Origin of the sequence: Pseudomonas sp. DNDY-54, assembly GCF_019880365.1 — a bacterium.
Taxonomy (GTDB): domain Bacteria; phylum Pseudomonadota; class Gammaproteobacteria; order Pseudomonadales; family Pseudomonadaceae; genus Stutzerimonas; species Stutzerimonas stutzeri_P.
This window is the reverse complement of the sequence record NZ_CP082271.1, coordinates 2,618,023-2,644,276: the sequence shown is the minus strand read 5'-3', so window position 1 is coordinate 2,644,276 and position 26,254 is coordinate 2,618,023. Positions and strand designations below refer to the sequence as shown.

General features: G+C 56.9%; 29 protein-coding genes and 2 tRNA genes. 16 read left to right on the top strand and 15 right to left on the bottom strand.

Annotated elements, in window-relative coordinates; all coding sequences use genetic code 11:
* Window positions 1–121: 121 nt before the first annotated feature.
* Complete coding sequence (locus K4O48_RS12225; protein ID WP_222908560.1) at window positions 122–1,045, bottom strand: DUF6685 family protein; 924 nt, start codon at window positions 1,043–1,045, stop codon at window positions 122–124.
* Window positions 1,046–1,212: 167 nt separating this feature from the next.
* Here K4O48_RS12225 and K4O48_RS12220 point away from each other — a divergent pair, with 167 nt between their 5' ends.
* Window positions 1,213–1,434, top strand: coding sequence for a DUF2835 domain-containing protein (locus tag K4O48_RS12220; protein WP_222908559.1), 222 nt, complete (start codon window positions 1,213–1,215; stop codon window positions 1,432–1,434).
* 100 nt (window positions 1,435–1,534) lie between these two features.
* Window positions 1,535–2,575 carry a quinone-dependent dihydroorotate dehydrogenase gene (locus K4O48_RS12215; RefSeq protein ID WP_222908558.1) on the top strand — a complete coding sequence of 347 codons (1,041 nt, stop codon included), beginning with the start codon at window positions 1,535–1,537 and terminating at the stop codon, window positions 2,573–2,575.
* A gap of 90 nt (window positions 2,576–2,665) precedes the next feature.
* Here the strand turns inward: K4O48_RS12215 and rmf are convergent, their stop codons facing one another.
* Window positions 2,666–2,881, bottom strand: a complete 216-nt coding sequence (rmf, locus tag K4O48_RS12210) for a ribosome modulation factor (protein WP_021207445.1) — start codon at window positions 2,879–2,881, stop codon at window positions 2,666–2,668.
* Window positions 2,882–3,233: 352 nt separating this feature from the next.
* Between rmf and rlmKL the strand changes: the two genes are divergently transcribed.
* Window positions 3,234–5,414 carry a bifunctional 23S rRNA (guanine(2069)-N(7))-methyltransferase RlmK/23S rRNA (guanine(2445)-N(2))-methyltransferase RlmL gene (rlmKL, locus tag K4O48_RS12205; protein WP_222908557.1) on the top strand — a complete coding sequence of 727 codons (2,181 nt, stop codon included), beginning with the start codon at window positions 3,234–3,236 and terminating at the stop codon, window positions 5,412–5,414.
* A gap of 110 nt (window positions 5,415–5,524) precedes the next feature.
* Here the strand turns inward: rlmKL and dacB are convergent, their stop codons facing one another.
* Entirely contained in the window at window positions 5,525–7,033 is a 1,509-nt protein-coding gene (gene dacB, locus K4O48_RS12200) for a D-alanyl-D-alanine carboxypeptidase/D-alanyl-D-alanine-endopeptidase (RefSeq protein ID WP_260523621.1), read from the bottom strand.
* A gap of 236 nt (window positions 7,034–7,269) precedes the next feature.
* Here dacB and K4O48_RS12195 point away from each other — a divergent pair, with 236 nt between their 5' ends.
* Window positions 7,270–7,614 carry a YggL family protein gene (locus tag K4O48_RS12195; protein WP_222908556.1) on the top strand — a complete coding sequence of 115 codons (345 nt, stop codon included), beginning with the start codon at window positions 7,270–7,272 and terminating at the stop codon, window positions 7,612–7,614.
* On the opposite strand, the gene K4O48_RS12190 is transcribed toward K4O48_RS12195, so the two are convergent.
* The 6 genes from K4O48_RS12190 to K4O48_RS12165 all read right to left on the bottom strand — a co-directional run bounded on the left by K4O48_RS12190 (window position 7,604) and on the right by K4O48_RS12165 (window position 12,820).
* Window positions 7,604–8,698, bottom strand: coding sequence for an FUSC family protein (locus K4O48_RS12190; RefSeq protein ID WP_222908554.1), 1,095 nt, complete (start codon window positions 8,696–8,698; stop codon window positions 7,604–7,606). The genes K4O48_RS12195 and K4O48_RS12190 overlap by 11 nt on opposite strands.
* Before the next feature lie 5 nt (window positions 8,699–8,703).
* Complete coding sequence (locus K4O48_RS12185) at window positions 8,704–10,035, bottom strand: deoxyguanosinetriphosphate triphosphohydrolase (protein ID WP_222908552.1); 1,332 nt, start codon at window positions 10,033–10,035, stop codon at window positions 8,704–8,706.
* A 193-nt stretch (window positions 10,036–10,228) separates the two neighbouring features.
* Window positions 10,229–10,531: a hypothetical protein gene (locus K4O48_RS12180; RefSeq protein ID WP_222908551.1), complete on the bottom strand. Its 303-nt coding sequence runs from the start codon at window positions 10,529–10,531 to the stop codon at window positions 10,229–10,231.
* Window positions 10,528–10,908, bottom strand: a complete 381-nt coding sequence (locus K4O48_RS12175) for a phage holin family protein (RefSeq protein ID WP_222908549.1) — start codon at window positions 10,906–10,908, stop codon at window positions 10,528–10,530. The genes K4O48_RS12180 and K4O48_RS12175 overlap by 4 nt, the downstream gene beginning before the upstream one ends.
* A 17-nt stretch (window positions 10,909–10,925) precedes the next feature.
* Window positions 10,926–11,330, bottom strand: a complete 405-nt coding sequence (locus tag K4O48_RS12170; RefSeq protein WP_222908547.1) for a YqjD family protein — start codon at window positions 11,328–11,330, stop codon at window positions 10,926–10,928.
* A gap of 230 nt (window positions 11,331–11,560) precedes the next feature.
* Window positions 11,561–12,820 carry an OprD family porin gene (locus K4O48_RS12165; RefSeq protein ID WP_222908545.1) on the bottom strand — a complete coding sequence of 420 codons (1,260 nt, stop codon included), beginning with the start codon at window positions 12,818–12,820 and terminating at the stop codon, window positions 11,561–11,563.
* A gap of 402 nt (window positions 12,821–13,222) precedes the next feature.
* On the opposite strand from K4O48_RS12165, the gene K4O48_RS12160 reads away from it, so the two are divergent.
* A complete protein-coding gene (locus tag K4O48_RS12160; protein WP_222908543.1) occupies window positions 13,223–13,465 on the top strand; it encodes a glutaredoxin family protein in 243 nt (80 codons plus the stop codon).
* Window positions 13,466–13,652: 187 nt separating this feature from the next.
* Here K4O48_RS12160 and K4O48_RS12155 read toward each other — a convergent pair.
* From K4O48_RS12155 to mobA, 3 genes are all read right to left on the bottom strand, one after another.
* Window positions 13,653–13,729 (bottom strand) — tRNA-Pro (locus K4O48_RS12155).
* A gap of 114 nt (window positions 13,730–13,843) precedes the next feature.
* A complete protein-coding gene (locus K4O48_RS12150; protein ID WP_222908542.1) occupies window positions 13,844–14,065 on the bottom strand; it encodes a YgdI/YgdR family lipoprotein in 222 nt (73 codons plus the stop codon).
* Between the two features lie 47 nt (window positions 14,066–14,112).
* Window positions 14,113–14,715, bottom strand: a complete 603-nt coding sequence (mobA, locus tag K4O48_RS12145; protein WP_222908541.1) for a molybdenum cofactor guanylyltransferase MobA — start codon at window positions 14,713–14,715, stop codon at window positions 14,113–14,115.
* Window positions 14,716–14,780: 65 nt separating this feature from the next.
* On the opposite strand from mobA, the gene moaB reads away from it, so the two are divergent.
* The 3 genes from moaB to K4O48_RS12130 all read left to right on the top strand — a co-directional run bounded on the left by moaB (window position 14,781) and on the right by K4O48_RS12130 (window position 17,731).
* Window positions 14,781–15,320 carry a molybdenum cofactor biosynthesis protein B gene (gene moaB / locus K4O48_RS12140; RefSeq protein ID WP_222908539.1) on the top strand — a complete coding sequence of 180 codons (540 nt, stop codon included), beginning with the start codon at window positions 14,781–14,783 and terminating at the stop codon, window positions 15,318–15,320.
* Window positions 15,320–16,531 (top strand): gephyrin-like molybdotransferase Glp, encoded by a 1,212-nt coding sequence (gene glp, locus K4O48_RS12135; protein ID WP_222912087.1) that lies wholly within the window; start codon window positions 15,320–15,322, stop codon window positions 16,529–16,531. Before moaB ends, glp begins: the two co-directional genes overlap by 1 nt.
* 168 nt (window positions 16,532–16,699) lie before the next feature.
* A complete protein-coding gene (locus K4O48_RS12130) occupies window positions 16,700–17,731 on the top strand; it encodes an acyltransferase family protein (RefSeq protein ID WP_222908537.1) in 1,032 nt (343 codons plus the stop codon).
* Between the two features lie 54 nt (window positions 17,732–17,785).
* Here the strand turns inward: K4O48_RS12130 and K4O48_RS12125 are convergent, their stop codons facing one another.
* Both K4O48_RS12125 and K4O48_RS12120 read right to left on the bottom strand, forming a co-directional pair.
* Window positions 17,786–18,304, bottom strand: a complete 519-nt coding sequence (locus tag K4O48_RS12125; RefSeq protein WP_260523620.1) for a VanZ family protein — start codon at window positions 18,302–18,304, stop codon at window positions 17,786–17,788.
* A gap of 77 nt (window positions 18,305–18,381) precedes the next feature.
* A complete protein-coding gene (locus K4O48_RS12120) occupies window positions 18,382–18,681 on the bottom strand; it encodes an I78 family peptidase inhibitor (protein ID WP_222908535.1) in 300 nt (99 codons plus the stop codon).
* 164 nt (window positions 18,682–18,845) lie between these two features.
* Here K4O48_RS12120 and K4O48_RS12115 point away from each other — a divergent pair, with 164 nt between their 5' ends.
* Window positions 18,846–19,247 (top strand): PA2779 family protein, encoded by a 402-nt coding sequence (locus K4O48_RS12115; protein ID WP_222908533.1) that lies wholly within the window; start codon window positions 18,846–18,848, stop codon window positions 19,245–19,247.
* A complete protein-coding gene (locus K4O48_RS12110) occupies window positions 19,244–20,194 on the top strand; it encodes a PA2778 family cysteine peptidase (protein ID WP_222908531.1) in 951 nt (316 codons plus the stop codon). Before K4O48_RS12115 ends, K4O48_RS12110 begins: the two co-directional genes overlap by 4 nt.
* Before the next feature lie 4 nt (window positions 20,195–20,198).
* Here the strand turns inward: K4O48_RS12110 and K4O48_RS12105 are convergent, their stop codons facing one another.
* Window positions 20,199–21,482: an NAD(P)/FAD-dependent oxidoreductase gene (locus K4O48_RS12105; protein WP_222912086.1), complete on the bottom strand. Its 1,284-nt coding sequence runs from the start codon at window positions 21,480–21,482 to the stop codon at window positions 20,199–20,201.
* 169 nt (window positions 21,483–21,651) lie between these two features.
* On the opposite strand from K4O48_RS12105, the gene K4O48_RS12100 reads away from it, so the two are divergent.
* The 6 genes from K4O48_RS12100 to pheS all read left to right on the top strand — a co-directional run bounded on the left by K4O48_RS12100 (window position 21,652) and on the right by pheS (window position 26,248).
* Window positions 21,652–21,728 (top strand) — tRNA-Val (locus K4O48_RS12100).
* A gap of 223 nt (window positions 21,729–21,951) precedes the next feature.
* Window positions 21,952–23,874 carry a threonine--tRNA ligase gene (thrS, locus tag K4O48_RS12095; protein WP_222908530.1) on the top strand — a complete coding sequence of 641 codons (1,923 nt, stop codon included), beginning with the start codon at window positions 21,952–21,954 and terminating at the stop codon, window positions 23,872–23,874.
* A complete protein-coding gene (gene infC / locus K4O48_RS12090; protein ID WP_019339385.1) occupies window positions 23,874–24,425 on the top strand; it encodes a translation initiation factor IF-3 in 552 nt (183 codons plus the stop codon). Before thrS ends, infC begins: the two co-directional genes overlap by 1 nt.
* A 62-nt stretch (window positions 24,426–24,487) precedes the next feature.
* Window positions 24,488–24,682, top strand: coding sequence for a 50S ribosomal protein L35 (rpmI, locus tag K4O48_RS12085; protein WP_019339386.1), 195 nt, complete (start codon window positions 24,488–24,490; stop codon window positions 24,680–24,682).
* Between the two features lie 26 nt (window positions 24,683–24,708).
* On the top strand, window positions 24,709–25,065 hold the full coding sequence (gene rplT / locus K4O48_RS12080; RefSeq protein WP_019339387.1) for a 50S ribosomal protein L20: 357 nt from the start codon (window positions 24,709–24,711) through the stop codon (window positions 25,063–25,065).
* Window positions 25,066–25,231: 166 nt separating this feature from the next.
* On the top strand, window positions 25,232–26,248 hold the full coding sequence (gene pheS, locus K4O48_RS12075; RefSeq protein ID WP_222908529.1) for a phenylalanine--tRNA ligase subunit alpha: 1,017 nt from the start codon (window positions 25,232–25,234) through the stop codon (window positions 26,246–26,248).
* Window positions 26,249–26,254: the final 6 nt, after the last annotated feature.

Sequence of the window (26,254 nt, the reverse complement as noted above, 5' to 3'; positions counted from 1 at the left end):
TGTAGCTCAATACACGCCAAACGCCGGTGCTATGCATCGGCGTTTTTTATCCACTACGGGCGCACCGTGTTTCGCTGACTGTTGGCAGGTTGCCTTCGACACGGTGCTGCTGGTCAGCGTGTCAGTCGATCAGTGTCGTGCGATTGCCAAGGCGGAAGCGGGTAATTTGTGGCAGATCGCGCAGATAACGAACCATATCCGGTGCCCCGGCAAGCTTGAGACCTTCGCCAAGAGCGTTGGCGGCGGGTTGCCTTTTTTCCAGCAGGAGCAACTCGGAGTTATCGGCGTTGCGCAACAGTGTCAGACGCGCGTAAGGAATCTTCGCGTCGAGAAGCAGACTCATGAACACTCGGTTATTCCAGGCCTGCGCAGGCATGGTGACCGCATGATAGTCATTATCCAGCGCGTGCAATCCGCTCGCATCAAGACGGTAATCAATCAGTTCGCATGGCAGGCTTACCTCAAGCCCTCTCAGCCGCGCATACGCAATGGCGCAGGCGAAGGCTTCGGCATGATGCTCGCCCGACCAGTAAATCCGCTCCCCGAGCCAGCTGGCTTGACGAAGCTCAATCGGTGCTTGCGCTTGGTAGTCGGGCAGGGCGATGGAGAGGGTCCGCACAAAATCCTTGTAGCTGATGACGCGGAGCTGGCGGCAGGCGGGTGTCGCCGCGAACGCTTCGAACGTGGGATAGGTCCTGCCATCGGCGTTCTGCCCGCCGAGACCATCTATCTGGCGCAGGTCGAGTGCTGCATGAGTGCTCTGTTCCTGACGGACCAGCCGGGTCAAGGCCGCACGAGCGCGGGCTTTGTCTTCTTGAATCGGTCCCGAAAGCGCGCTTCTGGGAAGGTCGACAAATCGCTGTAGACATGGGCCGTCATGCCAGAAGATGCTCGCCGCCGGCTCGGAAAGCGGAGCGAAGGGCAATCTGATCTGGCTCGCGTGTTCAATGATCTGGCGCGGCGATTTGCCGGTCAGTCCAAGGCGTTGGGCAAATCTAACGATTCGGGAAGTCACAGGCGGCATCGGCTCGGGCAGGCTCATCATAGTGGATGAACGCGTAGGTCAACGGCCGAAGTGTGGCAGAGCCAACGAGGCTGTGCACCGTGTTTGCTGCGCTTTTGTTGGAAGATGAGAGATCTTGGTCGCTGTCTAGCGACACCGACCGCGTACCAATATGGCAAAATCGCTGCGTTGATCATTGAGGAGCCTCCATGCCAAGCCTCGTGCTGGATATTGCGCTACCCGCCGAAAAACTGCTGGCGGTGTACCAGGGACGCGCGAATCGTATCCTGATCAAGAGCCGGGAAGGCCGCACTGTCAGCCTGCCGGCACATCATCTGCGACCCTTTCTGACAACGGCAGGTGTGTTTGGTTCATTCGAAATGGAATTCGCCCCTGAGGGCAAGTTGGTTAGATTACGCCGGCTCGATTAGCCCGTTCCCGCTTTCAGGGCCGTAGTCCCGCGTACGGCCCGCTTGGAGCCAGCGCGCCTGCTATACTCCCGCGCCACACTTTCCAGGATCTAGGCTGCGTATGTATAACCTGGCCCGCCAGTTGCTGTTCAAATTTACCCCTGAGACTTCCCATGAGTTGTCGATCGATCTGATCGGCGCCGGCGGCCGTCTGGGGTTGAACGCCGTGCTGTCCAAGGCACCGGCTCATTTCCCGGTGCGAGTGATGGGGTTGGACTTTCCCAACCCGGTCGGACTGGCGGCAGGACTGGACAAGAACGGCGAGGCGATTTGCGGGATGTCCCAGTTGGGGTTTGGTTTTGTCGAAGTGGGCACTGTCACGCCGAGACCGCAGCCTGGTAATCCCAAACCGCGGATCTTCCGTCTACCGGAAGCCGAAGCCATCATTAACCGTATGGGTTTCAACAACCATGGCGTTGACGCCCTGCTGGAGCGTGTCGACGCAGCCCGTTTCAAGGGCATTCTGGGCATCAATATCGGCAAAAATTTCGATACGCCGGTCGAGCGTGCGCAGGACGACTATCTGCTGTGTCTGGACAAGGTCTACCATCAGGCGAGTTACGTCACAGTGAATGTCAGCTCGCCTAACACACCGGGGCTTCGTAGCCTGCAGTTCGGTGATTCGCTCAAGCAGCTGCTCGATGCTATCGGCCAACGTCGTGAGGACCTCGAGGTGCTGCATGGCAAGCGTGTGCCGCTCGCCATCAAGATTGCGCCCGACATGACCGATGAAGAGATCGCACTCGTTGGTGAGGCGGTTTTTCAAGCGGGAATGGACGCGATCATTGCGACCAATACGACGCTCGGTCGAGACGGGGTTGCCGGACTTGCGCACGCCGATGAAGCCGGGGGGCTTTCGGGGGCGCCGGTGCGTGACAAAAGTACGCACACAGTCAGGGTTCTGGCTGAAACGCTGTCTGGGCGCTTGCCCATCATCGCGGTGGGGGGCATCACGGAAGGGCGACATGCAGCGGAAAAGATCGAGGCCGGGGCAAGTCTGGTGCAGCTGTACACGGGGTTTATTTACAGAGGCCCGGCATTGATACGACAGGCAGTCGATGCCATCGCTGCGTTGCAGTCTCGGAAAGAAGTAAACCGTTAGGTTTTGCCTGGTGGGGCTCCAGATAGGAGCCCCGGGGCCTAAAGCCCGCCGCCCGGGTGGGGCGTGCCAGATGAAGTCGGGGTAATGGTGTTAACCGACCGCGTGGAGTTCGTTCAGTCGATGAAGACCGGCGGCGCCGGTCAGACCGTCCCAGTTGTCGCCGCGACCCTCCCGCCAGCCGTTAATCCAGGCTTGGCGCACCTCAGGGTGGGAAAAAGGACAGAGATCGCGAGATTTACCGTGTATGCCATGCTGATAACCGCGTAGAAACGCTCGTTCCATCGGATCACGCTTGAGTCTTCTCATTGGGTATTGCCCTCAGTGGTTGACTGGTGTTCCTGTTGACCTCATGGCGAGATCGGCAGATAGACTGCCAGCGAAGCCCGCTGCCGGCGTGGCGGGGTTCTACCGGCATCGTTGCGATGCCGGACTGAGTCGAGTTCTAACCCAATGACTCCGAGGCGGGAATGATCGTTTTGTCATAAGCAAGTAAACAAACCGTAGTGCTGCCCATAAGGCACGCGAGACGCGCCTCTTGTGGTGCCATCGCCCCACTGGCGCGGACGCTTCCCGACGAAAAACGATCGGAGCCGCGAATCTATCGAAACGAGATCCGGATAATCAATCCCCAACGGATCTAATACATTCTGGACACGTCATGACTGATCGCCACGAACTAATTCTCACCTGCCCCAAAGGCCTCGAAGGCTTGTTGCTTGACGAGGCCATCGGACTCGGACTGGAGGAGGCACGTGAGCAGACCGCCGCTGTCCGCGGGTTCGCTGGAATGGAAGTGGCCTATCGGCTGTGTCTCTGGTCTCGCCTGGCCAATCGGGTGCTCCTGGTAATTGATCGTTTCGCCACGACCAATGCGGAAACGTTGTATGAAGGGGTTCGTCAGGTCGATTGGTCGGAGCACCTCCAAGCCACAGGTAGCCTTGCCGTGGAGTTCAGCGGACACGGATCGGGAATCGACAATACGCACTTCGGCGCACTGAAGGTCAAAGACGCGATCGTCGATAAGCTCCGTACAGCAACGGGCGAGCGTCCCAGCATCGACAAGCTGAACCCCGACCTTCGGGTGCACTTGCGTCTGGATCGCGGTCAGGCGGTTCTGTCTCTGGATCTCTCGGGCCACAGCTTGCACCAGCGCGGCTATCGCCTGCAGCAGGGCGCCGCGCCGTTGAAAGAAAATCTTGCGGCCGCCGTCCTGATCCGTGCAGGTTGGCCTCGCATCGCCGCTGCCGGTGGTGCCCTGACGGACCCCATGTGTGGCGTCGGCACATTCCTGATTGAAGGCGCCATGATCGCGGCCGACATCGCACCCAACCTGCGTCGCGAGCGCTGGGGCTTTACTGCATGGCTCGGGCACGTTCCAGCCCTGTGGAACCGTCTACATGCCGAAGCGCAGGCACGTGCCGAAGCGGGGTTGGCCCGGCAACCGCTGTGGATCCGGGGTTACGAGGCGGACCCGCGACTGATACAGCCCGCCAAGAACAATATCGAACGCGCTGGGCTGGCGAGCTGGATCCGTGTGTATCAGGGTGATGTGGCCACGTTCGAGCCGCGCCCCGATCAGAACCAAAAAGGCCTGGTTATCTGTAACCCGCCCTATGGCGAGCGCCTGGGCGATGAGGCGAGCCTCGTCTATCTCTATCAGAATCTGGGGGAACGCTTGCGGCAGGCTTGCCTCGGCTGGGAAGCAGCGGTTCTGACGTCGGCGCCGGATCTCGGCAAGCGCATGGGTATCCGCAGCCACAAGCAATATGCGTTTTGGAATGGTGCGCTGCCGTGCAAGCTGTTGCTGATCAAGGTGGAGCTCGAGCAGTTCGTCACGGGCCAGCGCAAGGCACCGGTTGAGGGTAAGACCGAGGAGGAGCCAGCTGCAGAGCGCGCGCGTCTCAGTGAAGGCGGGCAGATGTTCGCCAACCGGCTGCAGAAGAATTTGAAGCTACTGGGCAAATGGGCACGCAGAGACGGTATTCAGTGCTACCGGCTCTACGATGCCGACATGCCTGAATATGCTTTGGCCATTGACCTGTACGGCGACTGGGTGCACGTGCAGGAATACGCACCGCCGCGCTCGATTGATCCGGAAAAGGCCCAGGCGCGTCTTTATGATGCCTTGGGTGCGATCCCTCAGGCGTTGGGTGTCTCACGCGATCGAGTGGTGGTGAAGCGGCGCGAGCGCCAGAGCGGGACGCGTCAGTACGAGCGCCAGGCCAGCCAGGGCGAATTTCTCGAGGTCCAGGAGGGCGACGTTAAGTTGCTGGTAAACCTCACGGACTATCTCGACACCGGGCTGTTTCTGGATCATCGGCCGATGCGCTTGCGGCTTGCGCGCGAAGCGGCCGGCAAGCGTTTCCTAAACCTGTATTGCTACACCGCAACCGCTACGGTGCATGCAGCCAAGGGCGGCGCCCGCAGCACCACGAGTGTTGACCTGTCCAAAACGTACCTGGACTGGGCCCGCCGCAATCTGGCACTGAACGGTCTATCCGATCGGCAGCGCCTGGAGCAAGCGGACGTGATGGCCTGGTTGGAAGAAGATCGCGGGGAGTACGATCTGATCTTCATTGACCCACCGACGTTCTCCAACTCGAAGCGCATGGAAGGGGTATTCGATATTCAACGCGACCATGTCGCCTTGCTGGATCTGGCCATGGCGCGGTTGGCGAGCGGTGGCACGTTGTACTTCTCCAACAACTTTCGCAAATTCGCGATGGACGCAAGTATCGCCGAGCGTTACGCGGTTGAAGAGATCACGGGCGCCACGCTGGATGAAGACTTCCGGCGCAACAGTAAGATTCACCGAGCCTGGAAGCTCCAGGCCCGGTGATCAAGAAAGGTGCACTGCACGTCTTGCCGTTGACGGTTTGCTAAGTGCTCAGCGGCATTGAACCTGCCATCAGCGGGCCCCAACGCCGGTGGTGTCTGTCCGCGTCGCGGCTAGCGTTGGGCCGTGTTTTCATTCGCAGGGCGGTTATAGAGACTGACCAGGACTTGATCCAATACAGAGGAAGCACCCCAAGGCCGCGCGTGGTTGAGGATCGCGACCACGGCCCAGGTGTTTCCATCATTGTCGCGGCTATAACCGGCGATTGCCCGCACCGTGTTCAGGGTTCCGGTCTTGATATGTGCTTTGCCGGCAACTCCGGTATTGCGCAGGCGTTTGCGCATGGTGCCGTCTACGGCTGCAAGCGGCATCGATGAAATGAACTCGGCAGCGTAAGGGCTCTGCCAGGCGGCTTGCAGCAAGCTCGCCAGCTCTCGTGCGCTGACACGCTCAGCACGTGACAGACCAGAACCGTTTTCAATGACAAGGTGTGGTGAGATCAGCCCTTTTTTCGCCAGCCATTGGCGAATCACTCGTTGCGCAGCCATGGAGTCATCGGCGTCCGCTTCGTTGCGGAATTCGGCACCGAGGCTCAGGAACAACTGTCTCGCCATTGTGTTGTTGCTGTACTTGTTGATGTCTCGAATGATTTCCACGAGGTCAGGTGAATAGGCGCGCGCGATCATCCGTGCCTCATCTGGAACCTGGGCGACTCGATCCTCGCCGAGGATGCTGCCCCCAAGCTCCTTCCAGATTGCCCGGACGGCGCCCGCGGCATAGCGCTGATGGTCGAGTACGGAGAGATAGGTCTGGCCACTGCATCCTGCCGGCAGTTTGCCCGTTACTACGACGGTTACGCCCTCGCTGTCCTCGATCGGGTTGTACCGGATGTCAGGCCAACCCGGGCATTTCGCTTTGGGCAGTGCCTGAATACGGTTGTCGATGCGAACCGTGGCGATCGGCGGTTCGACGATGACGTTCACCTTGCCGGCGTCGTTGCGAGCAATAAAACGAAGTGCTTTGAGGTTTACCAGCAACGAGTCGGGACCAACCAGGAATGGCTTGTTCTTGTCGTTCCCGTCATCGTCGAAAATAGGCAACGTCGGTTGAACAAAATGGCTACGGTCGAGTACCAGATCTCCGGTCACCGTCTGGACGCCGTTGGCGCGTAGGTCACGCAGCAACAGCCAGAGCTTTTCCATATTGAGCTTTGGGTCACCGCCACCTTTGAGGTACAGGTTACCGTTCAGTGTGCCGCTTTCGATAGGCCCGTCAGCGTAGAATTCGGTTTTCCACTGATGGTTGGGGCCGAGCAATTCCAACGCAGCGTAGGTTGTCACCAATTTCATGGTCGATGCGGGATTGACCGAGACATCAGCGTTAACGAAGGTCGGCGAGGCATTACTGTTAAGCGGAAGCATGACGACAGACAGTGCGCTGCTTTCTATCTTGTTCGCCTTGAGCGCTTGCGCCACGCGCGGCGGCAAAGTCTGATTAACCGTTTCGGCGGAGACTGGCAAAGCCAGCGGCAGCGTCAGCAACGCGGCGGCAACACGGGCGAGGAGTTTGTAAACGCCACTGCCCGGAGCGGCGGCGGCAGACAGATCGGTAAACATCGGCATTGGAATTCCCTACTGCGTTCAGGGAAGGATGGCGGGCCATTATGCCCACGTCCAAGAAGTGACGTACTTCTCATCCGACAAGCGTAGCCGACGACCTCCAGCCTCCGCAAAAAAGAACTCTCCAGCTGCTATTGCTTTGCATGTCCAGCGCCGAAGGCAGGCGTCTCTAATCGCACAAGCAACGCGTTGCTGTTAGAGTGCGCGCCGTCATCATGTAAGAAATAAGGACCGGCTCAATGGCTACCAATCGCTCGCGTCGCTTGCGCAAGAAACTCTGTGTCGACGAATTCCAGGAACTAGGTTTCGAAGTAAACCTGACCTACCGTGACGGCCTCGAAGCCAAGGCAGTAGACGATTTTCTAGAGGCCTTTCTGAACGAGGCCATCGAAGCCAATGATCTTGGCTATATTGGCGGTGAGGACTACGGTTTCGTTTGTCTGGCCAGCCGTGGCTCGGTTAACGAGGAGCAACGCGGTCAGGTCGAGGCGTGGCTGAAGGGCCGCAGCGAGCTAGCCGAATTCAACGTGAGCCCGTTGATGGATGTCTGGTACCCAGAAAACGAGATCAACGCTAAGGCATGATCGAGTCGTTTTTGTCCTGATCGGTTGCAGCTGTTCGTTCGGATTTGCGCAATGCAGTCCGAGCGATCAACCGACGCAGAAGGTACATCAGCAGGGTTACCGCCAAGGCTACGCCGACGCCAATCGCTGCGTTTATCAACCTCAGTTGCGGCAATTCCCAATCTTGCGCCAGCGTCTCGGCCAGCAATACGAAGCTAAGTGTCGTCTGTAGAACGAACAGTCCGTAGTGATGGGCCTGGAAAGCCCGGCTGAGCATCACCAGTGGCAGCATGATCATGACCATCACAGGTGGATCGGCCAGGCTATGGCCCATGTAGATCAACACCGCAGCGGCACAGAAAATCGCGATGCTAGCTTGCAGTGCCCGTATGAGGCTGCGCTGCAGATCCATTTGCAAGGTAGTGAATACCGCCAGGGTCAGCCAATAACCGCGCGGAAGATTGCCAATGGTGACAATCAGGCCGCTGGCGGAAGCGGCGAGCACATACGTCAGCGCATGCTGGCGCCATTCGCGTATCGGTGTGCGTCTCGCACGACGGCGCAGTACTTTGATCAAGCTGAACAGCCTTGGCATGTACGGCCACATGCGCAACCCGTGCATGCCGCGTAACCCGAAGGCCAATAAGGTAACCCACAGCCCGCCCAGGGCGAACAGTGCGGCAATCGCCTGGGGGTTGTTGAAATCTCCGATCCCGTATTGGCCCTGACCTAGACACAGACAAATAGCCAGGCCGATTCCGAGCTTGCCGGCTTCGCTGCCGTAACGCTGAAGCCATGCCAACAACAGGCCATAGAAGGCAAACAGACCGAGGCTGATTAGCGGGTGAGTCGCCGACCAAAAGCCGAGACCGGCACTGCACGCGCCAAGACCAATCAACAACAGCATCCGAAGCATGCCGAGGCGATGCAGGGGGTTGGCTTTGGCCGCCTGGAAAGCCCCGACCGTTGCCCATAGAAAGCCGGCATGGCCGCTGAACAATCCGAGCAAAAGCGGTAACGCGCAGCCTAGACCCGCAATGGCTGCCGCGCCCCAGGCGGGGCGGCCAGGTTGCCAGCCAACGAGTTCCCAAAGCCGCTTCTTCATCGCGCTCACGTCGGGCTCGAACGTCCGGTCATTTCGCCGGCCATCTCTGTCGCATAGCTGTCGGTCATGCCTGCGATGAAGTCGATCATCCGCACGAATGACTGATATAGCGGCCAGTCGGGATCCGGTGCGTTGCTGCCGAGCAGATCCAGTATGCGGCGGTTCTTGAACGATGGGGTTCGCCCACCGTGCTGTTCCAGTGCAGCGCCGCAGAAAGCGTTGAGCAGAATCTCGAGCGTGGTGTAGGCGCCGATCTCATGCAGCGTCTTGCGTTTATCCTGGAAGATTTTTTCGCGCGCCATGGCTTTAGCTTGCAGGACGCATTGCTTAGCAGGGCCATGCATGTGCTCCACGAGATCACCGGCAAGGTTGCCCGCGAGCAACGCTTTTTGCTGTTCGACGAAAGCGTGCGCAGCTGCGTTAGTGAGATGCTCGATCGCCTTGCCTCTGAGGATTGCCAGCTTGCGCCGGCGTGAATCCTTGGGGCCGAGCTGTCGGTAGGTTTCCGGCAGGTCATCGCCGACCAGGTTCAACAGCAAGGCCTCGACTTCTGAATAGTCGAGCAGATCCATCTCAAGACCATCCTCAAGATCGATGAGGCCGTAGCAGATGTCATCTGCCGCCTCCATCAGGTAAACCAGAGGGTGGCGTGCCCAGCGTTGGTCGTCGAGTTTCGGCAACCCGAGCTTGGACGCGATCTGCTCAAGCAATGGCAGCTCGCTTTGGTAGCAGCCGAACTTGTGTTTTTTGTAGCCTAGGGCTTCCGCATGACGGGACGTCCACGGGTACTTGAGATAGGTCCCAAGCGTTGCATAAGTTAGACGGGTCCCGCCGTCGAATTGATGGTATTCGAGCTGCGTAAGCACCCTGAAGCCCTGGGCATTTCCCTCGAAGTTGAGAAAGTCGGCTCGCTCGGCATTGCTCATGTCGTCTAGCCAGCCACGCCCTGCGGCTTGTTGAAACCAGTGTCGGATGGCGTCTTCACCCGAGTGTCCAAACGGTGGATTACCGATGTCATGAGCGAGGCAGGCGGATTGGATGACCATCCCCAAGTCGGCAGGGTTGCACCATTCCGGCAAGTCGTCACGTAGCACCTCGCCCACCCGCATGCCGAGTGAACGCCCGACGCAGCTGACTTCGAGCGAATGGGTGAGGCGCGTGTGGATATGGTCGTTGCTGGATACCGGATGCACTTGCGTCTTGCGCCCAAGCCGGCGGAACGCCCCGGAAAAGATGATTCTGTCGTGATCTTTATGAAAAGGGCTTCGACCAAGCTCTTCGCTACTGTGTACGGATTTTCCGAGCCGTTCACGATTTAGCAGCGTGTGCCAATCCAAAGAGCAACCTCCTAGGTGTCGCCAGTTGGGCGGTTTGCCCTGCGCAGCATTCTGCTTTTCGGGCAGGTCGTGCTTGCTGTCCAAGCAACAATGGCGGGACGTCAGGGTGCGGTAGTCACCGTCTGCCTCGCCCTTTACCGCTAACCCGCCGGTCGGCTAGCAGTGTAAACGACAAGACACATGACGTTTGCAACTAGTGCCGCATCTTGCGGATAAGCGGATAAAGCATCATGCCGACTCTCGCTAATTTGCCAACTTTACCGAGACGTCGGCCAAACAAGGTGAGCCCCAGGGTGGCGGCAATCATCAGCGGGCCCTTTCCAATATGGGGGCGTGCACTCAATCCACGATTCGCTACCATTCCTTTTATCCGTTGGAAGGGATGGACCAGCGGCTGCGAGTGGTAAAGAACCTGTTGACGGTTCATCTCCATGCGCAACCGCACGAGGTCCTTGCGCATGGCCAAATCGCTTGAGCTACTAAGTGGCAGGCTCATGGTAGTAGACGCTCCCGATTGCGGGCTAATTCTTCGACCGTCGCTTGAAACGGCGAGGCACTTTCCTTGGCGAGGCGGATTGCTCGGCTAATACAGATCCCCAGCACGACCGCATAGACCGCGCATAGCACGAGAATCGCCGCAATAGGATTGCTGTCCCAAAACGCGATCACGATTGCAGCTGACAGCCCAACGAGAATGAGCAGGCCGAGTATCAAGCTGACACTGGCAAGAAGGAAAAGCTTGAATACCCGGACTCGCTCTTCTTGGATCTCAATGCCGATGAGTTCCAAATGCCCTTGAACGAGGCCAGCTATGGCGCTGCCCATCTTCTTGATGGAAGGAGCGGGGGCATCGTCAGCGTGCCTGGTTTCCATTGGGTCTGTTCCCCACATTAGCGGCGGGTGATCAAGCCGAAGAGAAAGCCGACGCCCGCAGCAATGCCAATCGATTGCCATGGATGTGTGTGCACATATTCTTCGGTGCATTGGATGGCTGCCTGGCCTTGCTCACGCAGGGAGCCTTCCTGCTCTTTGAGCATCTGGCGCGCTCGACTGAGGTTGGCGTTGATCTTGCCGCGCAACTCTTCGGTCTGGGTTCCGGCTGTGTTTTGCGTGTGCTTCAGCAGGCGCTCAGTGTCACCGATAAGGGTGTGGAATTCTTCGATCAGCGCATTCTGTGCAGTCTGCAGATTGCGGCGATGAGCGGATTTGTCGATCAGAGACGAAGGATTGGTGCTGGTTGTTCCGTCAGGGATTGGCGTGTTGTCGCTGGTGCCAAAAGTCGATTCAGTAGACATCTGTAGCTCCTCTCGATCTCGCAGGGACGTCAGGTCCCGGTGCCTAGGGTTTCGAGCATGCTAGTGACGCAAGGTTCCCGTTTCGTTTGATCTAATTAATGTCAGAGCTTCGCCATATAACGTCGTACCTCTCTCAAGCGCTGTATCTAAATAGAAAAGTAAGACAAAAAAGAAAACCCGCCGGAGCGGGTTTTCTATTTCTCAGTGCACTTGCGTGCACTAGCCGCTATTTACATCAGCGGAATGGTGTAGCTGACGATCAGACGGTTCTGGTCGATATCCTTGGTGGAGTTGCTACGGTATGTGCCATTCCGCCACTTCACGCCGAGGTTTTTAAGCGCCCCTTCCTGGAAGACATATCCAATATCGGTATTGCGCTCCCACTCTTTGCCGTTGCGGCCAGTGTCGGTTCCGAAATTGAAGTTATCACCGGTAACATAACGGGTCATGAACGTCAGGCCCGGAATGCCTACGGCTGCGAAGTTATAATCGTAACGTGCCTGCCATGATTGCTCGTCGGCGTACGCAAAGTCGGCGGCAAGCATCACATAGTTAACCAAGTATGGGTCCGTGCCGGCGCCAGTGTAGGCGAATCCAGTATCACCGCTCATCTTTTGGTAACCCAGACCGAAGCTGTGACCGGTCACGGAGTAGGTAACCATTGCGCCGAGTGCTTTGTTGTCGACAGTGGATGAGCCGTCGTCAGTGGAGCGAGCATAGCGTAGGTCAGTCTTGAGAGACTGATTATCTCCGAGCGGGAGCACATGAATGAGGTTGAACGAGTGCTGTTTGTAGACTTCCTCAAGATTGCTGTAGTAGTACGCACCTTTCAGATCTTGCGTGAAAGAATAGGTAGCGCCAGCAAACAGAAAGTCTTCAGGCTTGTCACCGGTATTCCCGCCCTTGCCTCCGAACTTCAGGTCTTCGTAATTGGTGGAATCGCGGTCGTTTTCTTCGGTCAGGTAACCGGCGTCCAAAGTGAGGCCATCGATCTCATTGGAAATGATCTGACCGCCCTTGAATGTTTGTGGCAGCAAGCGTGAGTCGCTACGCGAGATTGCCATGTTTTTGGGTTCGATTGTGCCGACTTTCAGCACCGTTTTGGAGATCTTTGCCTTGGCTGTCAGGCCCAGTGAGGAGAAGTCATCAGGGGCCTCGTTTCCGAACCCGCTTGGCATAAGGCCAGTTCCGCCAGTGTCCTCACTTGAGTACAGCTTGACGCCTAGGAGGCCTAGCGCATCCACACCGAAGCCTACTGTACCGTCTGTAAAGCCTGACTCTGCACGCAAAATGAAGCCCTGAGCCCATTCTTCTGTCTTCGATTGCGCGTTTGAGGCGACGGAACGATTGTCGCTATTGAAGTAAAAGTTACGCAGCTCCAGGTTGACCTTACTGTCGTCAACAAATGCAGCTTGAGCCATGGTGGGGATGGCCAGTGTTGCTCCCAGAGTGGCTAGGGCCACGCCCCGGGCGATTGGGGTCTTGAGCATTTCTTATTTCTCCTCGTTGGATGATGCTCTGAAGTCGCTCTTACGGCGCTGTGTAATTAAACACTACATCAGTAATTGAACCCTTAGACCTTAGTCTTTCAGGCTTAAGCTTGGAGGTATCGACTAACCTGTCGGCAGTTCTCCCGGGCCAACTTGATATGCCTCGAAAAATCGCCACCGATGCTCACTTACACCTCCGGCCCTCTAGCTCTCAGGCCGCTTGGGCTGCAGCATCCTAGCCTTTCGCCAGCGTTCCGTCGATTGCGAAAATCAAACCGTCGTTTGAGTGGGCTCAACGTCACATTTTCCAGAGGCTTCGCCCTGACTGAGAGTGCCGAAAACGCGTAATCCGGATGGAGTTTAGGCTGCTAGAATTACGGGTATTGTCTGCGAGCGCTCTCTATGTATTTACCGGAATGCCAACTGTTCGGAACACTGGGTTGCCACTTATGCGAGCAAGCTGAGGCGGTGGTTTTGCCTTTGGTTGAAAACGGTTTGCTAGTTGAACTGATCGATATTGCCGACCGCCCAGGGTGGGTTGAGGATTATGGCTTGCGGATACCCGTGTTGCGGCGAGTTGACACGGGTCTTGAGCTGGACTGGCCGTTTGAGATAGAGCAGGTTGTCTGGTTTCTGCGGCAATAAGCGATATGTAGCATTCTCCAGTGATCTGCCGTTGCATACAGTAATCGCGTAACTCGCCTGTCCGTGAGGAAAGAGGCGCTAACACGTTGTAGCTTTTCTGGTTTGCAGAATCATTAGGCCAGAAACCAAAAAAACCGGCCATTGGCCGGTTTTTTCATCTGACGTATAGCGTCTGATGCAAGGGTTTTGGTCGGAGCGACTGGATTCGAACCAGCGACCTTCTCGTCCCGAACGAGACGCGCTACCAAGCTGCGCTACGCTCCGAATGGCGCGCATTTTACAGAAAAATGTTTACGCCACAAGAGCTTGGAGGCTCGTTTTTTCTACCGCCATGCATAGGGTCCGGCACTGAAGCAGAGATCGCGAATCGCGCTGATCTCAAAGTTCTTGAACGGTACGAACCTGATCTTTATTGACTCTGCCTGGCTTGCCGTCGATACCTTCGAACTCGTAGAACCCGGCTTCATCATCATATTCTGGATGGTCCAGCGTCTGTATTTCACGTCCATCGTTGAGGGTAATTACGCTGGGGCTCGAGCAGCCCGCGAGAAGGGCTAGTCCGGCCAGTAATGCGAGTGTAGGTCCGGTTGCTGCGCGCATGATGAATCTCCTCTGGATAGTTGCGTCTGTGACGGTGATCGGCCGTGCTAAGTTCCCAAGCGTGGCTCATGCAGCGCTAGCAGTTCGGGTGAGTTCAGATTGGCGAGTCGGGTGTCATCCACTCGGAGGTTGAGTGCACGCGCTTGAAGCGCCAGCAATATTTTCCGGTTGCTTCGCTCGCCAGACAGCCACGCCTCTTCTATTGTGGCTCCGAGATCCACCGGAATGATGCAGAACAGTGGCTCCCATTGCTCGCCTCGTCGAACCATTATCGGCCTACCTGGCTCCGCTTGAGCCATTGCATACAGCTCGTTGAGCAGCACCTTATTGATCAACGGAGCGTCGCACGGCAAAACTATCAGCCATTTATGGCGTGCTGCGGCCAGCCCTGATCGGATACCGGCAAGCGGGCCGGGAAAATCCGCTTCATCATCGGCGACCAGACGATCCGCGAAGGGCGCGTAAGCTGATTGGTTTCGGTTGCAGGAAACAAGCAGGTCATCGGTCATCGGGCGTGCTATACGGTGTGACCATGCGATGAGCGGCTTGCCGTGCCACTCCACCAGCCCTTTGTCCTGCCCACCCATTCGCTGCCCGCGGCCACCAGCCAGCAGCAAGATCGAGCAATCCAAAAGCTTGTCTTGTCCCATCAAGTGCTCCATCAAAAGCCTGTGATATAACACCCGGAAATCGATACCAACAACCGGAAGCCTGAATGAGCCATCTCGCTGATCAATCCTTTGTTCCGTTGAATATTGCTGTCCTGACGGTCAGCGACACTCGCACTATGGAAACTGATACGTCCGGTCAACTGCTCGTCGACCGTCTTTTAGCGGCAGGTCATCGGCTCGCCGCGCGGGTGTTGCTAAAGGACGACATATATCGGATCCGCGCTCAAGTCGCGAACTGGATCGCGGAGGATATCGTGCAGGTTGTATTGATTACCGGCGGGACTGGTTTCACTGCACGGGACAGTACGCCGGAGGCGGTGGGTTGTCTCCTGGATAAACAAGTGGACGGCTTCGGTGAATTGTTTCGCCAGATATCGGTTTCGGATATAGGGAGTTCTACCGTGCAATCGCGCGCACTGGCAGGGCTGTCTAATTCCACACTGGTCTGTTGCCTACCCGGCTCTACCGGTGCGTGCCGGACGGCTTGGGATGGCATTCTTGCCGAGCAGCTCGATGCGCGCTTTCGCCCCTGTAATTTCATCCCTCACCTGAAGCAGGCTGAGCCTTGCGAGAGCCGTGGGTGATGGCGGGTGAATCATCGGCGCTGATGCCAGTGGAGGAGGCGCTTGAAGCGCTGCTCAGGCAGGCCGAAGGCTCTCCTATTAAAGAAGTCGAGTGTGTTTCGATCGACGAGGCTGCGGGGCGAATCCTGGCTGAGCCTCTGATTTCGCGAATGGATCTACCGCCATGGCCAAACAGTGCCATGGACGGGTATGCGTTTCGCGCGGCGGATCTGGATGCGCAACCGTTACGTGTGAGCCAGAGGATTTTCGCCGGTAGCCCTCCGAGTCCTTTGGATCCCGGCAGTTGTGCTCGGATATTCACGGGCGCGCCAATGCCAGCAGGTGCCGATACCGTGGAGATGCAGGAAAACGTCGCCGTGCTTGATGATGGACGGATCCGCTTCGTGGAGCCCGTACGGCGCGGTCAGCACGTCCGCCCGCAGGGCGGGGAGGCCCAGACGGGCGAGCCGGTGCTAGATGCCGGCGTGCGCTTGGGGGCAATCGAGCTGGGCCTCGCCGCCTCATTGGGCGCATCTCGACTCAAGGTAAAGCGCAAGATCCGGGTCGCTCTGCTTTCGACGGGTGACGAGTTGGTCGAGCCGGGCAACGCGCTTCAGCCGGGGAAAATCTATAACAGCAACCGGGTACTGTTGCGTCACTGGCTGCAGCGCCTGGGCTGTGAAGTCATCGATGCGGGCATCATGCCTGATGATGTCGGTCAGGTTCGCAAATGCCTGGCGAGCTTGGACCACGTGGATTTGATCTTGTCGACCGGCGGTGTGTCGGTAGGAGAAGCCGATTATCTTGGTCAAGTATTGCGCGAAGAGGGTGATCTTACGCTGTGGAAGCTTGCCATCAAACCGGGCAAACCTCTGACTTGCGGCAGCTATCGTGGTGTCGAAGTCATCGGATTGCCTGGCAATCCGGCCTCCACGCTGGTTACCTTCGGTCTTCTGACACGCCCCTATCTGCTGCGGCGGATGGGCGCTTCAGACATCGAGCCGCTGAGTTTCAGAGTGCCGGCGGGCTTCAGCTGGACTAAGCCGGGCAAGCGGCGTGAATTCCTGAGGGCGCGTCTCCAGGCTGGCACAGCCGTGCTGTATACGAACCAGAGCTCCTCTATCCTACGCAGCGCGGTCTGGGCGGATGGGCTGGTTGAAGTGCGCGAGCATAGCCAGCTGGAAGAGGGTGAGCTTGTACGCTTCATTTCGTTTGCCGAGCTGCTCAACTAAGCGTTCGCTTGGCTCGCGATGAATCACCGCGCCGGTGCATTACGTCGGCCAACGTCGACAGGTCGGCGCCAGCAATAAACTGATCGCAATTCTCATTGTCTACCTTTCCCATCCGCGCCAGCCCTGGCTGCGATGCGTTTGGTATTACCCATAACAAGGAGAAATGTGATGCAGGAGAGAAATGCCTGGGTCGATTACGCCAAAGCCATTGGGATCATCCTGGTCGTCTACGGACATGTCGCTCGTGGTGTATTCAACGCCGGCTTGCCAATGGAGGAGAGCACCTACCTTCTCGTCGACAGCATCATCTATAGCTTCCACATGCCACTGTTTTTCTTCTTGTCGGGTTTGTTCTTTTACGATTCTTTAATGAAACGGGGAAAGACCGGGCTGATTGTTAATAAGGTAGACACCGTCGTCTACCCGTTCATCGTCTGGTCGCTGTTGCAGGGTCTCATTGAGGTGGTGCTGTCTAACTACACCAATGGTGAGGTCACGTTCGGACAGGTCTTCTCGTTGCTGTGGTCGCCGCGCGCGCAATTCTGGTTTCTTTATGCGCTGTTTCTGGTCTTCGTCGTGTGCTCCTTCGTCTATGCGAAGGCGGATCGTCGCTACTTCCTGCCGATATTGTTGATGTTCGGCGCCCTCTACGTCTTCAAGCAAGAACTGCCCATGGGCAATGTTGGCAAGTTCATTTTTGGCAACGCTGTGTTCTTTGCGCTAGGTGTCTGGTTTAACGAGATCAAGGCTTTTTTTCTCGCCCGTTATGTCCAGCTCACCTTGTTATTTGGTGCGCTATTTGTGGGAGGGCAGTATGTATTTCATGTCACCTTCGGTTTGAACTGGGAGGTAGGAGGCTTACCAGTGCTTGCGCTGGCGACCGTCTCGATCTTCTTCATGATTGCTTTGGCGATGTGGCTAGGCAGGGTCCGCATTGAGTGGCTGCTTTTTCTTGGCGCCTCTTCGATGACGATCTATCTCATGCATATTCTTGCCGGAAGTGGAATTCGAGTGATCCTGAGCAGTTTCATGGGTGTTGATTCGATTCCAGTGCACCTGATCCTAGGGACATTGGTTGGGCTGATTGCACCGCTGTTGGCCCAGGCGGTCATTAAGCGCTACGACTTGTATTTCTTTCTCACACCGCCAAAGTCAGTTTCGGCAACGAGCCTAAGGACGCGGAGGGCTCTGGCGCACTGAGCGTCATTAGCAGCTGCAGTTAGTCGCTGCCTGGAGACGCATGGCGCAAATCGATCAGGAAACCTCTTTCCGGGTTTGCTCCGCCTCGAGGCGGCGGGTACGTCTCTTTCTGGTCGATTTCCGCCGCCGTTTTGATGGTTTCGGATGCGTCGGCTTCATCAACTGGGTCGCGCCAAGGCCGCTCATGATCCCAACGATATTGATGGTCATGTCCGCCAGCGATGGCGTGCGAGATGGCGTGAGCGCCTGCAACAGCTCTATCGAAGCGGCGCCTACCAAGATCCAGACGAACAACGAGCCCAGCCTGATTGCCGGGAATGCCCGGTGAGCCGTATACGTCAGGATGCTGAAGCCTAACCAGTGGTATAGCTTGTCGGCGCCGAGGTAGAGCTGTGAGTTTGGGGAATCCTTGAGTGCCATGATGGCAAGAAACAGCACGGCCAGAACAAAGGGTGCCATCCTGCGTGCATGTTGATACTGCATGTGCGCTCGCATGTCATGCGGTTGCGCAGAGCTGAACCGCCGCTGGAAAGGGTCGCCATGAGGAGGGGCGTCATGGCAATTAGCTTTCATTAGCCTACAGGCCGTTTCGTTTGACCTTCAACCCTTAGCTGCCGTTCTGGGCTGTAACGCGACCAATGGCGATGCGATTACCCGCAGGTGATTCGCTGAATCACCATCGCTTCATCTGTTGTCAGGGACAGGCGTTGAGCGTTGTATTCCAGTGTCACGATGTCTCCGGGCCGAAGGATCCTGGCTACGGCGGCGCCGCTTTCCCGCCGCGCCTGATCGAGCGTTGCCGGGCTAGCCAATTCTCCGACAAGGCCCTGGACGATAGAGCTATGGCACTGCGCAGCCGTTTGTACTAGAGCAGGTTCTGTCTGTGATGATTGGCAGCCAATCAGAATGGCGCCACCTAGCATTAGAGCGATCGAGCGAATCGGTTGCATTTGAAATATCTCCTGTAAGCCATTCTGTAGAGGGGGTCATTTGATCGAAGCTGATGAAACCCTAGCGTGCGAGGGAACTGGCGGAACAGTGTCGTCGTCTTAGTTTCGACGGCCCGTTGCGATCTGCGTTGGCCTACCTAACAAAAACGATAAGGAGTTCATCCATGTTCAATTCGCCCCTTATGAAGCGTATTGCTACCCTGTTGGCGGCTATGCATTTCATGTTGTTCGCACAGATTCCCCTAGCCCAAGCAGCCATGATCGGTACACCAGAAGTCATTGCCGAGCATCAGCAGCAGGTGGATCGTCAACAATTGCTCACGATGTTGGAGGACAAAGACGTCCAGGAAAAACTGGTATCGATGGGGGTTGAGCGAGATCAGGTCGAGCAACGGATCAATAGCCTGACGCCAGCGGAGCTGGCGCAATTTAACCAACAGCTGGATCAGGCGCCGGCCGGTGCGGGTGTTGTCGGTATCATCGTTCTATTCTTGGTGATTTTCATCATTACCGACCTGCTTTGCGCGACTAACATCTTCAATTTCGTCAACTGTATCAACCGTTGATTCCACGATTTGTACTGCTCCTCGTTGTGTTCTTTCTCGGGGCGTGCGCACGGACTCCAATAATCCCGATTGGGTCCGTCGGGCTCCCCGAAAAGGTTGAACTGGCTGATGTCCCGTTCTTTCCTCAAGAAGATTATCAATGCGGGCCTGCAGCGCTCGCCACGATGTTGTCTCATCGCGGCGTCGCTACCGGGCCAGACGAGCTCGTAACGCGTGTCTATCTGCCGCAACGCAAAGGGAGTTTGCAGGTCGAGATGGTCGCCGCTGCGCGCGCGCACGATCTGCTGGTGTACCCGCTTGAACCGCAGCTGGAGGCGGTGCTATCGGAGGTGGCGGCGGGTAATCCCGTGTTGGTACTGCAGAACCTTGCTTTCGATCGCTGGCCTCAATGGCATTTCGCGGTTGTAGTGGGGTACGACCTCGTCACTCAAACTCTGGTGCTGCGATCTGGGACTACCCGCCGTTGGACAGGTACCTTTCGCCAGTTCGAACGGAGCTGGGTCAAGGGCGGTCGCTGGGCCGTGGTGACGGTCCCTCCCGATCGGCTGCCGCTTACCGTAAAGGAAACGGCCTGGTTGAAGGCTGCCAGTGATCTTGAGCAAACCGGTCACAATGCTGCGGCTCTCACCGCGTATGAAGCAGCAGCTGAGCGCTGGTCGAGTGGATTGTCGTGGTTCGTGCTTGCCAATGCCCGATATGAGCAGGGCGATAAAGTTGCTGCGGAGAAAGCATTACGGACGAGCGTCCAGCACGATGGCTCATTCGCCGCTAGCTGGTTCAACCTTTCGCAGGTGTTGGCGGAGTGGGGCTGCCGTGTTGAATCATCCGCAGCGCTCGCATGCGCGGCTCGGTTGGCCCCCGACGATAACCGCTTCAAGGCTGTTCTGCCTCCGGGGGGCGCGAAGGCCGTTACATGCGAAGCCCCTCCGTCATGCCCGGCCCAATGAGCCATCAAAAGCCGAGTCTGTCTCGCATGCTGTAATAGAGCGCGCCGAGGGCGCTTAATGGCGCGCTGAATGACTGTCCGCCTGGGAACGGATAGTGCGGCAGGCTCGCGAAGGCGTCGAAGCGCTCGGCTTGTCCTCTCAGCGCCTCAGCTATGACTTTGCCAGCGATATGGGTATAGGTGACGCCGTGGCCACTGCAGCCTTGAGAGTAGTAGAGGTTGCCGTCGAGCCGGCCAACTTGAGGCAAACGGGACAGGGTCATTAGGAAGTTGCCGGTCCACGTGAACTCAGTTTTCACGTCTCGTAACTGTGGAAACGTTTTGAGCATTTTCGGCCGGATTATCGCTTCGATATCGGCGGGGTCTCGAGCGCCGTAGACCACGCCACCTCCATAAATCAAACGCTTGTCGGCCGACAGGCGAAAGTAATCCAGCAGATAGTTGCAGTCCTCGACGCAGTAATCTTGCGGCAGCAACGCTGCTGCCAGTTCGGGCTCGAGGGGTTCTGTGGCGATGACCTGGGTACCGCACGGCATGGATTTAGCCGCGAGCTCCGGAACCAGTCCGCCTAAATAGGCATTGCCTGCAACGACAACGAACTTTGCGGTTACCTGGCCCCGCTGCGTATGCACCTGCGGCCTGCTTCCCCGAACGATACGGATTGCCGGGCTCTGTTCATAAATCGCGCCGCCGAGCGACTCGACCGCATCCGCTTCGCCTAGTGCAAGGTTCAGTGGATGTATATGCCCACCACCGTGATCCAGCATCCCACCTGCGTATCGCTCGCAAGCGACGACGTTTCTGATGCCGTTGTGGTCGAGCATCTCAAGTTGGTCGTAGCCGTAACGTTCCCAAAGGGCTTTTTGTGCCTCGAGGTGGCGTATCTGTTTAGCATTGAAAGCGGCAAAGACGCCACCGTTCTTCAAGTCGCATTTGATGCCGTAACGGGAGATCCGCTCGCGAATGATTTGCCCACCTTCAAACGCCATCGACCCAATCAGCTGCGCTTCATGGCTTCCAGCGCTGCGCTCGACACTGTCGATATCACGGCTGTAGCTGTTCACGATTTGCCCGCCGTTGCGTCCGGATGCTCCAAACCCGACTTTGGCTGCCTCCAGCACGACAACACGAAAACCGTGCTCCAGAAGAAACAGAGCCGTTGACAGGCCGGTGTAGCCTGCGCCAATTACGCAAACGTCGGTCTCAACCATGCTATCCAATGCTGCGCGGGCAGGGGCTGGGTTTGCGCTTGCTGCGTAATAAGAGAAGGGATAGGGTGTGTTTGACATACTGTTTGCTCTGTTCTGAATATTTAACGGCGATGCTATCCCGACTGACCGGCGTGATGCCATAGCCCTGCAGCGGGGCACCGCGAGATCCAATAATTACGAATATCAGTGAGTTAGCGAAAAATTGCTTGACTCTATCCGGCGTATCTCTAGAATGCGCGTCCATCGGAGGCACATAGCTCAGTTGGTTAGAGCACCACCTTGACATGGTGGGGGTCGTTGGTTCGAATCCAATTGTGCCTACCAATTCCGAAAAGGGTCGCGCTAGCGGCCCTTTTTTTATGCCTTGCTTGTCAGTGCGGCGGCTTTCTGAAAGCATCCGTGCTCCATATTTCCAGTGACTTCGGTCCGTCTCGAGCAGCCCTAGGGCTCCTGCCACCGTGCGGCAGGTTTTTCGGCGGGTCGCTTTCCTGGCTCATCCCAACCCATGTGGCCTTTGGTAGGGGTCACCACTAGGAGAGGAGGCGCCATGCCCACCATTACTCTTCCTGACGGCAGTCAGCGTTCATTCGATCATCCGGTATCCGTACTTCAGGTGGCTCAGTCCATCGGTGCGGGTCTGGCCAAGGCAACCCTTGCAGGTAAGGTCAGCGGACAGTTGGTTGATGCTTGTGATTTGATCGAAAGCGACGCCAGTCTGCAGATCATCACTCCAAAAGATGAAGAGGGCCTGGAGATCATCCGTCACTCCTGTGCGCATCTGGTTGGGCATGCGGTCAAGCAGCTCTATCCCTCGGCGAAAATGGTTATCGGTCCGGTCATCGCTGAAGGCTTCTATTACGATATAGCCTTCGAGCGGCCGTTTACCCCGGAAGACATGGCGGCAATTGAGCAGCGCATGAAGCTGCTGATCGATACTGAGTACGACGTGATCAAGAAGGTCACACCGCGCGCCGAAGTCATCGAGGTGTTCCGATCGCGGGGTGAGGATTACAAGCTGCGTCTGGTCGAGGACATGCCTGACGAGCAGGCGATGGGGCTGTACTACCACGAAGAGTACGTCGACATGTGCCGAGGTCCGCATGTGCCGAATACTCGCTTCCTCAAGTCCTTCAAGCTCACAAAGTTGTCAGGCGCCTACTGGCGCGGTGACGCGAAGAACGAGCAACTGCAGCGCATCTACGGCACTGCGTGGGCTGATAAGAAACAGCTCGCGGCCTACATTCAGCGGATCGAAGAAGCCGAGAAGCGTGATCACCGCAAGATTGGCAAACGCCTGGATCTGTTCCATACGCAGGAAGAAGCGCCTGGCATGGTGTTCTGGCATCCGAATGGCTGGACCCTGTATCAGGTGCTCGAGCAATACATGCGCGTGGTGCAGCGTGAAAACGGTTATCAGGAAATAAGAACGCCACAGGTCGTCGACCGGAGCTTGTGGGAGAAGTCCGGTCACTGGGCGAACTACGCTGAGAATATGTTCACCACCGAGTCGGAAAGTCGTGATTATGCGATCAAGCCGATGAACTGCCCCTGTCACGTGCAGGTGTACAACCAAGGACTTAAAAGCTATCGCGAGTTGCCGTTGCGCCTCGCCGAATTTGGCGCTTGTCATCGCAATGAGCCGTCCGGCGCATTGCACGGCATCATGCGGGTCCGCGGGTTTACGCAGGACGATGCACATATTTTCTGCACTGAAGAGCAGATGCAGTCCGAGTCTGCTGCATTCATCAAGTTGACTCAGGCGGTCTATGCCGATTTTGGCTTCGACAATATCGAGCTGAAGCTATCGACCCGGCCCGAAAAGCGAGTCGGGTCCGACGAGCTGTGGGATCGGGCGGAAGCTGCGCTTGCCGCCGCGCTCGACAGCGCCGGCCTTCCGTACGAATTGCAGCCTGGTGAGGGTGCGTTCTATGGGCCGAAAATTGAGTTTTCGCTTAAGGACTGCTTAGGTCGTGTGTGGCAATGCGGTACGCTTCAGCTCGATTTCAATCTACCGATTCGTTTGGGGGCGGAGTACGTCAGCGAGAATAATGATCGTCAGCATCCGGTGATGTTGCATCGCGCCATTCTCGGCTCGTTCGAACGTTTCATCGGCATTCTGATCGAGCATTACGAAGGCGCATTCCCAGCCTGGCTGGCACCGACTCAAGCCGTGGTGATGAATATCACCGACAAACAGGCTGATTTCGCACTGGAAGTGGAGAAAACACTCAACCAAAGCGGCTTCCGTGCCAAGTCCGACTTGAGAAACGAAAAGATCGGCTTTAAAATCCGCGAGCATACCTTGCTCAAGGTTCCCTATCTCTTGGTTATTGGAGACAGGGAAGTAGAGACACGAGCCGTTGCTGTGCGCACCCGTGAAGGCGTCGATCTGGGCTCCATGCCCCTGGGCGACTTTGCGCAGCTGCTGACACAAGCGGTTTCCCGGCGTGGTCGCCAAGAATTGGAGTAATGACTATTAAGCGTGAAATGAGACAGGATAAACGAGCTGCACCCAAGGCCCCGATCAACGAGAATATCTCGGCTCGTGAGGTCCGTTTGATTGGTGCTGATGGCGAGCAGGTTGGCATCGTCTCGATTGATGAAGCGCTTCGTATAGCTGAAGAAGCCAAATTGGATTTGGTGGAAATTTCCGCCGATGCAGTTCCTCCTGTTTGCCGGATCATGGATTACGGCAAACACCTCTTCGAAAAGAAGAAGCAGGTCGCTGCCGCGAAGAAGAACCAGAAGCAGATCCAGGTTAAAGAAGTAAAGTTTCGTCCAGGGACGGAAGAGGGCGACTACCAGGTCAAGCTACGCAATCTGGTACGTTTCCTGAGTGACGGGGACAGGGCCAAGGTTTCGTTGAGATTCCGCGGTCGTGAGATGGCGCATCAGGAGCTGGGGATGGAATTGTTGAAGCGGGTCGAAGGTGACCTCGCGGAATACGGTTCGGTCGAACAGCATCCAAAGATGGAAGGACGCCAGCTGATCATGGTCATCGCTCCCAAGAAGAAAAAGTAACCACCAGGGCACTGGCAGGCCTTGCGGTTATTTGAAATCACCCACAATGTGGAGTACCGAACATGCCAAAGATGAAGACTAAAAGTGGCGCTGCAAAGCGCTTCAAAAAGACGGCAAATGGCTACAAGCACAAGCACGCTTTCAAGAGCCACATCCTGACCAAAATGTCTACCAAGCGTAAGCGTCAGCTGCGTGGTACATCTCTGATGCACCCGTCTGACAATGCAAAAGTAGAGCGCATGCTGCGCGTTCGTTAATCGGTCAAGACTCAGAGGAATAACTCATGGCTCGTGTTAAGCGTGGCGTCGTCGCTCGTCGCCGTCACAAGAAAATTCTGAAACTCGCCAAAGGCTACTACGGCGCTCGTTCGCGGGTATTCCGTGTTGCCAAGCAGGCGGTGATCAAAGCAGGCCAGTATGCCTACCGTGACCGCCGTCAGCGGAAGCGCCAGTTCCGCGCTCTTTGGATCGCTCGTATCAACGCCGGCGCTCGTGTAAATGGTCTGTCCTACAGCCGTTTCATTGCCGGTCTGAAAAAAGCGGCCATCGAAATCGACCGTAAGGTTCTGGCCGAGTTGGCAGTGAACGAAAAAGCAGCTTTCGCTGCGATTGTCGAAAAAGCCAAAGCTTCTCTGGCCTAAGCCCATCGACAATCGAATCCTCGGATTCGTAGCGTCACCGATAGGGGAAGAGCCTTGTGCTCTTCCCCTATTTCGTATCTGAAGGGGCATTTGCAAAAGTGCACCCGGCCGTAGCCAAAGTGCTGTCTGCCTGGTGCGGTTCTGCAAGAACCTCTGGAGGTTGTACATGGAAAACCTGGATGCACTGGTCTCGCAAGCGCTTGAGGCTGTGCAACATAGTCAAGACATCAACGCCCTTGAGCAAATCCGCGTTCAGTATCTGGGGAAAAAAGGCGAGCTGACCCAGGTCATGCAGACGCTGGGCAAGTTGTCTGCTGAGGAGCGTCCCAAAGCCGGTGCGCTCATCAACGCAGCGAAGACCCAAGTCCAAGACGCATTGAACGCAAAAAAGGCGGGTCTTGAGCAGGCTGCGCTAAGCGCCAAGCTGGCCGCCGAACGAATCGATGTGACGCTGCCAGGCAGAGGGGAGGCCTCGGGTGGGCTGCATCCGGTTACCCGCACTCTAGAGCGGATCGAGCAGTTTTTTAGCCATATTGGCTATCGCGTCGCTGAAGGGCCGGAAGTCGAAGATGACTATCACAACTTCGAAGCCCTCAATATCCCGGGCCATCACCCTGCCCGGGCGATGCACGACACCTTCTATTTCAATGCCAACATGCTGTTGCGTACCCATACTTCGCCGGTTCAGGTGCGAACGATGGAGTCGCAGCAGCCACCCATCCGCATCGTTTGTCCGGGGCGTGTCTACCGATGCGACTCGGATATTACCCACTCGCCAATGTTTCATCAGGTCGAAGGCCTGCTGATCGACGAGGGCATCAGCTTCGCAGACCTGAAAGGAACGATCGAACAGTTCTTGCGCGTGTTCTTCGAAAAACCTTTAGGTGTTCGGTTCCGCCCGTCGTTCTTCCCATTCACTGAGCCATCGGCCGAAGTGGATATGCAGTGTGTCATGTGCAGCGGGAAGGGCTGTCGTGTTTGCAAGCAAACCGGCTGGCTTGAGGTGATGGGCTGCGGCATGGTGCATCCAAACGTGTTGCGCATGTCCGGTATCGACCCGGAAAAATATCAAGGTTTCGCTTTCGGTATGGGGGCAGAACGGCTGGCCATGCTGCGTTATGGCGTCAACGACTTACGCCTGTTCTTCGATAACGACCTTAGGTTTCTGGCGCAGTTTCGCTAGAGCCGA